The organism is Jutongia hominis (assembly GCF_014384965.1).
GTDB classification, from domain to species: domain Bacteria; phylum Bacillota; class Clostridia; order Lachnospirales; family Lachnospiraceae; genus Butyribacter; species Butyribacter hominis.
Map to the genome: position 1 here is coordinate 23,986 of NZ_JACRSW010000041.1, position 12,602 is coordinate 36,587.

At 34.5% G+C, this 12,602-nt stretch carries 14 protein-coding genes; all 14 read left to right on the top strand.

What is annotated here, in order from left to right; all coding sequences use genetic code 11:
* The first annotated feature begins 322 nt into the window (after positions 1-322).
* The 14 genes from H8700_RS12070 to H8700_RS12135 all read left to right on the top strand — a co-directional run bounded on the left by H8700_RS12070 (position 323) and on the right by H8700_RS12135 (position 12,457).
* Positions 323-2,083, top strand: a complete 1,761-nt coding sequence (locus H8700_RS12070; protein WP_055196139.1) for a hypothetical protein — start codon at positions 323-325, stop codon at positions 2,081-2,083.
* 95 nt (positions 2,084-2,178) lie between these two features.
* A complete protein-coding gene (locus tag H8700_RS12075; protein WP_055196138.1) occupies positions 2,179-3,246 on the top strand; it encodes a hypothetical protein in 1,068 nt (355 codons plus the stop codon).
* Positions 3,247-3,296: 50 nt separating this feature from the next.
* A complete protein-coding gene (locus H8700_RS12080; RefSeq protein ID WP_055225098.1) occupies positions 3,297-3,875 on the top strand; it encodes a hypothetical protein in 579 nt (192 codons plus the stop codon).
* 22 nt (positions 3,876-3,897) lie between these two features.
* Positions 3,898-4,563, top strand: coding sequence for a hypothetical protein (locus tag H8700_RS12085; protein ID WP_055225097.1), 666 nt, complete (start codon positions 3,898-3,900; stop codon positions 4,561-4,563).
* A 72-nt stretch (positions 4,564-4,635) separates the two neighbouring features.
* Positions 4,636-5,184 carry a DUF4879 domain-containing protein gene (locus H8700_RS12090; protein ID WP_055196170.1) on the top strand — a complete coding sequence of 183 codons (549 nt, stop codon included), beginning with the start codon at positions 4,636-4,638 and terminating at the stop codon, positions 5,182-5,184.
* Positions 5,185-5,198: 14 nt separating this feature from the next.
* Positions 5,199-5,699 carry a hypothetical protein gene (locus H8700_RS12095; protein WP_055196169.1) on the top strand — a complete coding sequence of 167 codons (501 nt, stop codon included), beginning with the start codon at positions 5,199-5,201 and terminating at the stop codon, positions 5,697-5,699.
* A 174-nt stretch (positions 5,700-5,873) separates the two neighbouring features.
* A complete protein-coding gene (locus tag H8700_RS12100) occupies positions 5,874-6,233 on the top strand; it encodes an MmcQ/YjbR family DNA-binding protein (protein WP_055196168.1) in 360 nt (119 codons plus the stop codon).
* Positions 6,234-6,996: 763 nt separating this feature from the next.
* Complete coding sequence (locus tag H8700_RS12105) at positions 6,997-7,329, top strand: helix-turn-helix domain-containing protein (protein ID WP_227701399.1); 333 nt, start codon at positions 6,997-6,999, stop codon at positions 7,327-7,329.
* A 44-nt stretch (positions 7,330-7,373) separates the two neighbouring features.
* Complete coding sequence (locus tag H8700_RS12110) at positions 7,374-8,081, top strand: LytR/AlgR family response regulator transcription factor (protein ID WP_015567858.1); 708 nt, start codon at positions 7,374-7,376, stop codon at positions 8,079-8,081.
* Between the two features lie 2 nt (positions 8,082-8,083).
* A complete protein-coding gene (locus tag H8700_RS12115) occupies positions 8,084-9,370 on the top strand; it encodes a sensor histidine kinase (RefSeq protein ID WP_118746113.1) in 1,287 nt (428 codons plus the stop codon).
* Positions 9,371-9,473: 103 nt separating this feature from the next.
* A complete protein-coding gene (locus tag H8700_RS12120; RefSeq protein WP_005602854.1) occupies positions 9,474-9,638 on the top strand; it encodes a cyclic lactone autoinducer peptide in 165 nt (54 codons plus the stop codon).
* 14 nt (positions 9,639-9,652) lie between these two features.
* Entirely contained in the window at positions 9,653-10,237 is a 585-nt protein-coding gene (locus tag H8700_RS12125; RefSeq protein WP_117686863.1) for an accessory gene regulator B family protein, read from the top strand.
* Positions 10,238-10,426: 189 nt separating this feature from the next.
* Positions 10,427-11,152, top strand: coding sequence for a LytR/AlgR family response regulator transcription factor (locus tag H8700_RS12130; RefSeq protein ID WP_330606378.1), 726 nt, complete (start codon positions 10,427-10,429; stop codon positions 11,150-11,152).
* Entirely contained in the window at positions 11,153-12,457 is a 1,305-nt protein-coding gene (locus H8700_RS12135) for a sensor histidine kinase (protein ID WP_055196194.1), read from the top strand.
* Positions 12,458-12,602 lie beyond the last annotated feature (145 nt).

The window sequence follows — 12,602 nt, forward strand, 5'->3', positions numbered from 1 at the left end:
GCAAGGGAAAAAACGGGAAAGTCATTACAAAAGTGGAAAGTCGGGTACAAAATTTGCAGGTCGCTTTCAAAATGTGAAACTCGTTTACAAAACGGGAATCTCGGATGACTATTGAACTTAATTTTTGTTTATATGGTCATTTCCTGCAAAAATTGGTCATTTTCTGCAAAGAGTATTGAAAAACACCTTTTCTTAATGTAAAAAATGAGTAGAGATTAAAAGATATATATCCTATTAATTTCATTTGAGAAAAGCTGTGGGCAGCATATACATGAATTGTAAGATGCTTGTCGATAAAAAAGAAAAATAAGGAGGTAACATAATGAAGAAAGTAACGAAAATTTTTGCATTTGCAGTAGCAATATGTATGTTGTTTTCAGTAACTACAACTACTGCATTTGCGGAAGAAACAATTACCAACATGACGTATGATGAATGGTTGGCAGAGCAGGAAAACAATAACACAGATATTGAGGAAAATGATTTAGAGCCTGTCAAAGTAACAACGGAGGAAAATCAAATACAGACACAGAGTATGGAATATACTGAACGTGTTGGATTTAGATCATTAGATTCTATTTTTGAAGAAAAAGGAGAAATAGAATTGGATGATACAGTGTCAATGGATAATATGGCTGAAAATCTTACTGACAGTATTTCGGTTGATACTGAAATGGAAAGAACTGCACCAACAGCTAATTTAATTCCAGTTATAGTAAACGAAGACTCTTTATCAGAAGGGCAGATTACAACAGATACAAGAATTGCATTTTTCTATAATGATACAGATGAAGATGGGGACACAATAGCTTCCCGTTATGTGGATGGAAGTGCAGTAGATTATATTATTGGAACAATCAATGGGGGATTTGTTGTACAGATTACAGATCCGGGAACATACTATTTATATTATCAGGTAGAAGATAGTGCAGGAGAGTATTCTCGCGTGGTTGGATATTCAATTAAAGTTATTGAAGCACCTGCGAAAGAAACATATCAGGCGTTTGAAGGTAGTTTTACCTCAGAAAAAGATTCTGCTACATATGATTTTTCAATAGACTTTTCACAGATGGATTCTGCTGCCGTATGTTTAGTTAGAAAGGGCTATGTAGGCACAAATATTAAAGTTTACGATGAGAATGGAAATCAGGTTCTGAATAAAGGAACGAATTATAGACAGGCAAAAAATTGGGGTTATATTGATAAACCTTCCGATGATGTGACTGTTTGTAATTACACAGTAGTTGCTACACCTAATTCGTATGAAGATAGAGCAAGCGATTATAGGATTATAGTAGGCGATAAAAATGATACTGAATTGATGATGAGTGGCATTGAGAATACAGTTTTATTGGATCAATATTATGAATCAAAAGTAAATTTACAGAATAATTCATATGTACCTAATGTTGGTGAATATTGGTATAAATATAAAAGAAATTCGACAAGTGTTATTACGATTTTAAGTAGTGCTACAGATATTCGTTTTAAGATATTGAATGTGGATACTTTGGCAGTTATGTATGATTCAGCTAAGGATGACGATACGCATAAGACCTCATTTACAGGTAGTGGTGGTTGGTGCTGCGCTGAAAAAGCAAGGCTGACTACGGTAGTTGGAACAGAATATTATTTGGTAGTTTATTGTACGAATCCAACGGAAGGAGTATCTCTTAGAACAGGTAGTATAGCAACTGCTGTTGGAAATCCTGTTATGTGTGCTGCAAGCACAAAGATCATACCAGGAACATCTGTGACAGCTACGGGTTCAGGATATTCGTCAACACGGACATTTAGTGTAAGTGGAGATGATATTCCTAATACGGCACAGGTAAGAACTATTAGTCTTAGCGGAACAGGGATGTCTAAAATTAAAAGATGGAGATTAATGGCACCTAATAAGTCGGTTTGGGTTGCAAATGAATCTGACTTCTATCCAAGTATAAATTTTAATTTTGTAAATGATTCATCAAGCAACGCTAAACTAAAGGGAACATGGAGCGTGGCTTTTCAGTCGAGCAGCTCAAGTTACACATTTATTCCAAGTTATAGTGTTTCTTATTATTATGAATATGGCGATTGATGATTTTGGAGAATTTTAAAATTGATGTAATAATAAAAGTTTGATTGGAATGAGCAGCAATACTTGTTGTTGCTGCTCATTTGAGAGGATAATGTATGAGTGATAGTACCCTTCACATCGGAACGCTTGCTTCAAATAATGTAAACAATATTGTAAATGATACAAGTAAATATGATGAATACAAAGAAAAAGTAAAGGATTTGGAAAAAGAACTTCAAACCCGAAAAGACACTTTTGAGAAAATGACAGAACCACTGGTATATGTATGTGACTGTTATCAAAAATTTAATGTAGTCACAGGTATGCCTAAAAGCACATTCGGAGATTCTTTTGGCTATGCAATGCAGAAAGAAATTTCGGATTATATGCAGGATTTTTATGCTGGAAAGGTGAGCAGGGAGGATCTTGATTCTTATTTTGAGAAATGTTGTACTTCCATGCGTACTTACCGGACCGGACAGCATCAGACATCCGGAACCAATGAAGCAGATAATACACAGATCGTAAGTGAGATGTATGAGGTTTTTGCGAAAGAAAATGCAAGGGCGGCAGGTCAGGCGAACTATCAGGAAGGAAAAGCGTGGAATGAAAAATATTATTCTGATGGTCACAGTGATTGGACTTATTATAATTCAGATTATTACTATCAATGCAATGACACCAATGCGGCATTGAGAGAATCTGCTCGGAAGATGACGGAAAAATGGGAATTGGACGGGATTGACTGTGATGAAATAGAAGCAAATTCCAGCCTTACGTTAGATGGAGGTTTTGATTTTAACAGCATATGGAATTCGGATTTTAGGAATCAGGCTGGAAGGAGCAGTCTGGCAAAGGAATCAACGATACCGCCTGAGAATTTTAAGATGTTTTTTAAGGAACAGGTAACATCTTTTACAGAAGACAATAAATTTAATGGAAATCTGAAAATAACAATCGGAGAGAACAAATTCGATTTAAAGGTTCCATTTCAGACCTTACGAACTGGATCGGAAGGCGAAATTTGTAACGTTTGGGATTTAATGGAAGATTATTATTCAGAGTCAGGAGATAATTCTAACATCAAAAATTTCTTGGGGAATATGTCTGTATTTACACGATGGTACGCATATGAAACAAGAATCAATGACATATTTGGTGATTATGAAGTATCGCATAATTAACACGGTTGGAAAAATAAGAGAAAAGATATATTAGAAAGGTGAACTTTTGTGTGAAAAGTAAAATTTTTACAAAGATAATAGCTAGTGCAATGTCAGTTATGATGATTTTTTCGATGAGTGGAGTATCTGTAAAGGCAGCACAATTGCAGGAAAACAACGAATTGAAGACGGTTATGGTAGATATGAAAGATGTTGCAACAGGGGATGCTATAGTATATGCCAGTACGAGTACATCAACAAAGACATTGTCAAAGGATTATGCTACTTCAACAGGGCAGACAGGTGCAATCACTTCGATAGGACAGAATGTAGATTTCAGTAGTATTATTCCACAAGGATCAGTAATTGAAAGTATTACAATTTATTGTCCTACAGGTACTAGAGTAACGCAATCAAAATATACCACAATAAACAATTATTTGATTAGTAGTTATGAAACAGGAACAACAGCGACTGTATCTTTTAAGCAAACAAATAGCCCATCTTCAACAAGTAAAACTACAGCTTTTTCAGGAGAGGCAGCGAATGTTAAATTTTTAGTGAAAATTCAGGGAAAGATTATACAACAATATACAGGGATGGATGGATTTACTGTATTTGGTGGAAAGATGATAGTTACTTATCGCTAGTATGATTTAAGGAGACGAGTTAATGAGTATATCATTGTCAGGTATAGGAGCTATTGGAAAAGAGCAATTAATTTCCTCATGCAGTAACGGAGAACCGAATTGGTCTTATATTCCAACAAAGGGGGAAAGTTCAAAAACGCAGGCTGAATTTGTTAGTGAGATTAGAGAATTGGCACGACAAGCAGCTACGACAACAAATAAGACAGAATCCGAATATATTTCCAAACAGGTTCTTTGTTTACGAGCAGAATATCTATCAGATGTTGCACCTGATAGAAAACAATTATATGAACAGGCTAAAAATACAATGAAAAACCAAGGCAGTAATCAAAAATGTAAAGGATGTGGAGAATTAACATTATTGGATTTTTTGGAGAAAGCGGAAGGAAAAAATAGCGATTTTGCGGAAAAGCAGTTTGTGCTAGCGGGAGGAGGGACATTGAATTGCCCAATTTTAACTTCTGGTGGTTATGGTGCTGAAATTCAGTATCAGGGAGTAAAAGTATTATCTAATCTTGGAAACGGATGGGGTTATGAGATGACACCAGCGGAACTTGCAAAAAAAGATGAATTTTATTCTATTTATTGGAGTGAATATAATTCAGTAAAAGAAAATGGAAGTTCCGAATTGAGAGAGATGCCAGATTATTTGGATCAGGATAGACCGTCTTTTGAAGCTAGAGCATAAAATAAACTTTTCTTGACAAATACAAATCTTGATTCAAAGAGAGTTAGAGAATAAGAGAAAGGATGTATTAATATGAAAAAGTTTAAAATGTTATTAAGCGTAATGGCACTTGGAGTATTATTGATTACGAATGTTGTTCCAGTTAGTGCTGCTGAAAAGATTCAATCAACAAAAATAGAAAGTCTCAGTGAACTTGACTTAGATACATACACTCAGGAATTGATGGAAGCTGATGATGGAATACAATTATATGCACCGGCTCCAGCCTTAACACAATTTAAGTTACTGCTTATCAACTCTGAAAAAGCAGGGCAGGAGACTATTCAAAATTCTTCATCTTCAATGCAGGTAGGCTCACGTTTAGATCATGGTGGAACATGGTTTCAGGCAATAACGGCAGAAGTAGGGTATGCTAAAACCAGATACGCATATTTTAACGGTGTTAGAATGACATTGACAGCAACAGAGCCGATGTATCTTGACAGTGATAATATCGTAGATGGATATTATTGTCTTTGGACATATGAAGGAAGTGAATATGAAGCTGGAACATTTACAGCAAATTCCACTTCGGCAAATTCTCCGTGGAATACAATGAGTTTGAGATTTAATGTGTACTAAGGAGGATTTGCACTATGCAGATTAATTCTAATTATTCTATGAATGGTGTGCTGTATGAAACTAGACGTAAGCAGGATAATATCCCTCAATTTAGTACAGAATGTGTTGTTCAGGAAAATGAAAATATAAATCCGTATATGGAAGAAGTAGACTTTGATGAAAAAGCATTTGATATGATTGGATCGAACGCTCCACAGGATGTAAAGGATGCATGGATGGAAGCTGCTAAGGAAGTAAATGCAAATGGCTTGGGAATAAAGGGAAACGGAATGTTGAGCCATATATCGCAGATGATGGTACAAAGGCTGAATAAACAGATGAAAGGGGAAGACGATGTGGATAACATCGACATTTTGGGAAATACAACAGAATCTGCAATTCAGGCAACGAAACAGGCACTGTACGATTTAGATCACCCAAAGGAATATGTTCCGAAAAGTATAGAAGTTCAGCGAGCTTGTATGAAAGAAAGAGAATTTTATGTTGCGTTTCTGGAAAAATTAGAAAAGTTATAATTCATAAAACAAAAAAGATGCAGAGATGTATATTATCAACAATTATACATTTCTGCATCTTTTTATTTTGAGCATTCCAATAGTAATACGCTAAATCTTAAATAACTGTATATAAGGAAAATATGATATGATTATATTCAAATATGAAATTACAGGATCAGAGGTATACACAGTATGTACAGAGACACTATATTTCAATATGTAAAAAAACAATATGGAACAATTCCAGAATATCTGTGGAATGATTTACCAGATAGTGCAATACTTCGTAATGACAATGGAAAATGGTACGCAGTATTTATGAATTTGGAAGGCTTTAAAATCGGATTGGATACAAAAGATAGGGTTGATATTATGGTTGTAAAATGTAAGCCGGATATGATAAGTGTTATGACACACATGAAAGGCTTTCTGCCGGGATATCACATGGATAAAAGTAATTGGATCACAATTCTTCTGGATGGGACAGTCCAGGAGGCGAAGATATTAGATTTTCTTGATATGAGCTATGATTTGACGGACGGGGCAGATTGAGGAAAGTATGAAATAATATTTAAAAACGATAATATCCTCTTGTGAAGAAAGTTGCATAAAAGCTAAGTATATTTTCAATAAAGTTGTGAAGTTTATTTTTCATGGAAGTCTATCGCCTTTCGTTTTCCTATGACTATTACCATAATGATCTGCAAGATCTGTTTGTGGGACAACTGCATATTACATAGGGTAAAATCTGTGTGTGAAAAAGTTTGCATAAAAGCTAAGTAAGTTTTCAATAAAGTTGTGGAATTTGTTTCTCATGGAAGTTCATCTCCTTTCTGTTTACGCTGTCATTATAAAACACGAAGGGGGATATTACTTGCCAAAATAAAAAAATAAATAGACAAAAATTGCAACGGGCAGAAAGTGTGTAAATATTCTCTGTCCGTTGCAGTTTCTTATATATTTTTGCTATACCGATTGCTAATAATATTGCAACAGCGGATTTTATGATTCATTCCACGCTTATGAATGAACAGTATTCACATCAGATTGAAAATTTTAAAAACACTGTGGATGTCAGAGTAAAAGAAATGCAGTGATGGATATGATAAATAGCCAAAAAACGTCCGCAAATAGAATTTACAACAGAATATAAAGCAGATAAAGACGAATGGTATCAGATGTGCCATTCGTTTTTTTAATAAAAGCACAAATTAACCTACTTACGAGCATAAAATGATGTGCGTTGGGTTGTTTTCTGGACTATGAGAATCAAAGTCCCATTGATATGATTAACATGGAAAAGAGGTGCAAAATCTTGGATACAGGAAGAAAAGATGCCAATATACAGATAGGAAAGAGACTAAGAGAGGCAAGACTGAATATGAACCTCGAAAAGTCAGAAATTGCGGATGTATTAGGTGTTACAGTGGAACATTATCGAAAGCTTGAGGCGGGTATAACGGGAATATCTGTAGATAAAGTGTTGACACTCTATCATAAATATGGAATTGATCCTACATATCTGATAACAGGCGAGAGCAGTATGAAAGATTTTAATCTGGATTACTATGTTGCGAACAGCACAAAGGAGCAGAGAAATGAGTTTTTTGACCGTGTGCTGGCTTATTTATCTAAGTTGATTAGATAAATTGAAGTGCTTCCTACTTCCAAGCCCGAAAAGGAGGAAGTGTTATGCTTAATATTGCGGTCTGTGATGACAGCAGAACAGATGTAGAAATGCTGGAAAGTGCTTTTGATAAGTTAGCGCAGTACCAGTTTTCTTATGAAGTGTATTTTACAGCGAAGGAGTTGCTGAAGCATGTTATAGATGATGGTGAAATGTATCATCTGTATATATTTGACATTGAAATGCCGGAGATGAATGGTTTGCAGCTTGCAAAAGAAATCCGGAAAATAGATGCCAAAGCATTGTTTGTATTCCTGACTGGATATACGCAGTATGTTATGGATGTTTTTGAGGTTATTACCTTTGACTATATTTCTAAACCGATTACAGTGGAAAAGCTGGAGTCCGTCCTTTTAAAAGCCATGCAGTATCTTCATATGATAAAGCGTGACTTTGTCTTTCAGTTCCGAAAAAATCAGTTTCGTATTAGCTGCGATGATATTGTGTATTTTGAGAAGAAAGGTCGTCAGGCAGTGATACATACGATCTCAGAAAATTTCAAGGCAAATATGACAACTGAAGAAATATGGAAACAGCTTGATGATAAGGTCTTTGCCCATATTCATGTATCATATATCATCAATCTTGGGCATATCAGGGCGATTGAGGGAGATGAAGTAGTGATGGACAATGAAGAAAGACTTCTGATTGCCCGTTCCCATAAGCAGAATTTAAAAGAAAAACATATGGAGTTTGTAAGGAGGATGGTTTAAGGATGGAATATGTGATACGCTTTGCCATCAGCCTGTTTGATCTGGCAGTGTTTATGTATTATTTTCATTCCAATAAGAAAATGAAACCAGTATCAAAGGTATGGATATGGGCTGGATTTACCATTGCTGCAATTATATGGACATTTGTCAGCAACATAAAAAATCCGTATCTGAATCTTGCGACTCTTTTGATTGTGCTTATACTGTTATCATTTTATTATGAATCAGGAATGTGGACGAGAATTATAAATATTGTGACATTCATGGGTATTGGAATGCTGTTTGAACCTGTAGCTTTGCTGTTACTCCATGCGATGAATTTTCATATGGGAGAAAGTTATAAATATTATTTTGTAATGGTAATATGCAGCTTTGTTCGTGGAAATGTGATGTATATTCTGTCAAAATTGATTTCAAAGAAAGGGATGCAAATTGCTGCCTTTCCGAAAGAAATTTTGGGTGTGCTGGTTATGGTATTTACCTTTACGGTGTTGAACTGTTGCTTTATTATTCTTTTGTCATTGGAGGCGGGCAGTGAAAAAAGCCTGCTTATGTGTGCCAGTATTGTAATTTCCCTTGTCCTGACGGATTATTTTATGCTGTATATGATGGAGCGTTTTAATTATCTTGTGCAAAAACAGTATGAGGATGCAATGTACAGGGAAGAAATGCACTATAAAGACATCTATTATGAAGAAGCAGAAAAACAGAATAAGGAAGTGCAGAAGTTAAAGCACGATATGAAACATAAATTGCATGAACTGTATCATCTGGTGGAAAATAGTGATGGGCAGGAACTTTCAGAGAAAATCGGTGCAATGTGCAAGGAATTTGAGCAGATAGATGAAAAGCAGTATTCTGATAATCCAATCGTAGATTCTGTGCTCCGTATTAAATTTGGCAGGGCAAAGGCAAGGGGAATAAAAGTAGAAACATCTATTCGTATTCCAAAGCAGATGCAGCTTGATCACGGGGATATAGGTGTATTGTATGGAAATCTTGTGGATAATGCGGTAGAAGCCTGTAGCAAGGTGCCGGAGGGACAGCGTTTTGTAAAGATTGAAAATAAGTACCAGTCGGGGATTTTGCTTCTTGTAATAACAAACAGCAAAACAGGAAAGAAAAATAAAAGCCTGAAAACAACCAAGAAAGATAATATCCGACATGGGCATGGTGTTCAGAGTGTTCGTAAAGTGGTAGAAAAATACAATGGAACGGTCAGTTTTACAGATAAAGGGGATATATTTGAGGTTTCAGCAATGCTCTATGGAATTGAAGTGAAGGAATAAATGCAAAGCGTTACACTTAAATGTCAATCTGTTACACTTTGCCGGATTTTCCCATAAAGTATGATATAGTGCATTCATCAAATGTAAAGGAGGACATATACATATGTCAAAATTAAGAAGATTGATGAACCGACTCAGTCATGGGGCATTAACAAGCGTGGCAGCACTTGCCCTTACGGTAACTGCAACAAATATGAACCGTTGCTGCTGGTTTATTTTCGGACAGGACAAGTTACCGGATAATGCGAAAAAACTTAGAAAATTTTAAGGTGGTAACAGGGTATGATTGCTAAATTTGCAAAGAAGATAAATGAAATATTGATACAAAAGGGGATTGTGCAAAAAGAGGATGCAGAACTGTACCGATATGGGATAGAAAATGGCATTGTTGTTGCAGGAAACCTTTTGGCTTCTGGAATATTTGGCATTGTGACGGGGAGACCGGGACTTGTTCTGGTCTTCCTGTTATTTTATGCCTCGTTGAGAAGCTATAGTGGGGGCAGCCACTGTAAGAGTAGAATCGGCTGTTTTTTGATATCAATGGCAATTTTATTTATTCCGGTTTATACATATGAGCCTGTAATGAAAAATGTTCCTAATGCCGTGATTTTATTGATCGGAGTTCTTGCAGTGGTAATTATTATTGTCCTTGCCCCAGTGGAAAGTATCAATAAACCGCTTGATGAGGAAGAAAGAAGGTATTATGCAAGGGTAACACATTGCATAACGGCATTACAGGTATGTGTTCTTATCATTTTGTTTTGTCTGGATCTGCAAGATTATTTTTATGCCGGGTATGTAAGTATAGTCCTGGTAGCAGTATTTATGGTTATGGGAAAGATTGCAGTGAAACGATATGTGCAATAGCAAAATGTATTAAAAATAGGTATTGATATATAATTTTGTAGACGAACATGCAATATTACAAATATAGAGTAGTGGTTAAAATTTTGGATAAAGATGCCGAAATATAATAAAAAATAGGAAAATATACAAAAAATAATCCAACCAAATGAAAGAAGTATGTCAAATTTGTGTGTGGAAGGGGATGAGCATATGTTCAGAATTGCTATATGTGATGATGAAAGACAATTTAGAAAACGCATTCATGATATTTTAATAGAATATATGAATGAAAATGATATATTGTACGAAATTGATGAATTTGAATCAGGAAAGGATTTTATAAGTTTAGGTATCAATCTAGCAAAGTATGATATTGTTTTTCTGGATGTAAATATGGATGAACTGGATGGAATGGAAACTGCACAGAAAATAAGAAAAGTCAGCAATGATGTTTTTATAGTTTTTGTTACAGCATTTATTACATGTGCCCCTCAAGGATACAGCGTAGGAGCTATAAGATATATTTTGAAAAATAATGTAAATTTTCCGGAACTAATATTTGAGTGTATGGATGCAATCAGCATGAATATGAATTATGTAGCTCAAAAGAAGAAATTTAACTTTAATGAGGGTGCAAAGGTTGTAGCATTAGAGCGTTTGTTATACATAGAGAGCAGATTGCATAAACTGGAATTTTACATTATGGAGGACAAGTTAAAAAAATATTCAATATATGGCAAACTAGATGAGCTGGAAAAAGAGTTGCAAGGTAATGATTTTATCCGGATACATCAAAGTTATCTGGTTAATATGAAGCATATTGAGAAAGTCAGCCGGTATGAGGCGTTATTGAACAATGGTATTAAATTAGAAATTCCAAAAGCACGATATAAATTTGTTGAAGAAACATTTGTTTCGTATAAAGGAGAAATATAGATGTTGGTTAATTACATTCAAAGTATAATGCTGACGGTATTGGAAATAATATGCTGCAAAATATTTTTTGAAAGTTTTGCTGAAAAGAGATCCGAAAATAATTGGAGAAACTGTAGTATTATTTTAGGAACGGTAATATGTGGATATATAATAGCTTTGTTATTTTATGATCAGTTTGTCCTAAAGCAGATGTTAGCTATTGTTGTCATTGCGCTGTTTATGAGCTTTTATTTTAAAATCCATTTAAAAAAAGCAATAATCTTATCATTATTATTTCAAGCATTACTGCTTTCTGTAGACTATTTTACACTTTGGATAAATGTCTCTCTCTTTCATAGTGTAGCAGAAATTAATGAGTCACATTTTGTAGGTGGAAGTTTAATAACAGTTTTGGCAAAAATAATTCTTTTTCTAGTTGTTCTGCTTATCAGGAAAAAAATAGGAGGGGAGTCCTCGGATGTTTTAAGAAGTACAGATTGGCTTCGATTTATCTTTTTTCCACTTTTTACAATCTTCACAGTTATTGCATTGATCATAACATCTGGAAGCATTGAGAATCAAAAGCAGGAAAATGTATTCTTGGTTATAGCATTGTGTCTGGCAGGGATGAATATAGTTGTGTTCTATATGATAAATGATATATTAAAACGTGAAATTAAGATTCGTGAAAATGAAGTGTTTCAACTGAAAGCACGAAATCAGACAGACATGTACCGTTCTATTTCAGAAAATTTTGTTAAACAACGGAAAAAAACACATGAATATAAGAATCAGATTATGTGCATTGAGTCTTTGATAGAGATGGAAAATTATGATGAACTAAAGGATTATGTGAGAAGTATAAGCGGAAATTTGAGTACAGAGTTAGACTATATTAAAACAAATAATGTGATTATCGATGCTATATTAAATAGCAAATATAAGGAAACATTGGATAAAGGAATTGTATTTATCTTTCAAATCAATGATCTATCAGGAATTAAAATGCGTGATGAGGATATTGTTGTTATTTTATCGAATCTTTTGAATAATGCAATAGAGGCTTGTGAAAAGTGCTCAGGCAAAAAAGTTATGAAAATGAAACTGGTTAAAGAGAAAGACAACATCATTATATCTGTAAAGAATACATATGATGGTAAACTTAATATTAAAGATGGAGAAATACAGACCTCAAAGAAATATGAAATAGATGAGCATGGGGTTGGAATAAAAAATATAATTGAGGTTATAACAAAATATCAAGGCTCTTATGCTATACGAAATGAAAATAATGAGTTCTACTTCTCAGTTATATTGCCAAACTAAGATGAACCTTAAAAAAGTGATTTGTTGCAAGCAAATCACTTTTTTTGTCATTTTCTGCAAAAAAAGGTCACTTTCTGCAATAGATATTGTTTTGTAAACAGATAAAGTTATACTTAATCTGGCAGGAGGCATAACTATGATTGAA

Bases quoted from the DNA above. Each gene is read 5' to 3' on its own strand.
- H8700_RS12135 (WP_055196194.1), top strand. From the start codon at position 11,153: ATGTTGGTTAATTACATTCAAAGTATAATGCTGACGGTATTGGAAATA.
- H8700_RS12075 (WP_055196138.1), top strand. From the start codon at position 2,179: ATGAGTGATAGTACCCTTCACATCGGAACGCTTGCTTCAAATAATGTA.
- H8700_RS12115 (WP_118746113.1), top strand. From the start codon at position 8,084: ATGGAATATGTGATACGCTTTGCCATCAGCCTGTTTGATCTGGCAGTG.
- H8700_RS12095 (WP_055196169.1), top strand. From the start codon at position 5,199: ATGCAGATTAATTCTAATTATTCTATGAATGGTGTGCTGTATGAAACT.
- H8700_RS12125 (WP_117686863.1), top strand. From the start codon at position 9,653: ATGATTGCTAAATTTGCAAAGAAGATAAATGAAATATTGATACAAAAG.
- H8700_RS12085 (WP_055225097.1), top strand. From the start codon at position 3,898: ATGAGTATATCATTGTCAGGTATAGGAGCTATTGGAAAAGAGCAATTA.
- H8700_RS12110 (WP_015567858.1), top strand. From the start codon at position 7,374: ATGCTTAATATTGCGGTCTGTGATGACAGCAGAACAGATGTAGAAATG.
- H8700_RS12130 (WP_330606378.1), top strand. From the start codon at position 10,427: ATGTTCAGAATTGCTATATGTGATGATGAAAGACAATTTAGAAAACGC.
- H8700_RS12100 (WP_055196168.1), top strand. From the start codon at position 5,874: ATGTACAGAGACACTATATTTCAATATGTAAAAAAACAATATGGAACA.
- H8700_RS12070 (WP_055196139.1), top strand. From the start codon at position 323: ATGAAGAAAGTAACGAAAATTTTTGCATTTGCAGTAGCAATATGTATG.
- H8700_RS12120 (WP_005602854.1), top strand. From the start codon at position 9,474: ATGTCAAAATTAAGAAGATTGATGAACCGACTCAGTCATGGGGCATTA.
- H8700_RS12090 (WP_055196170.1), top strand. From the start codon at position 4,636: ATGAAAAAGTTTAAAATGTTATTAAGCGTAATGGCACTTGGAGTATTA.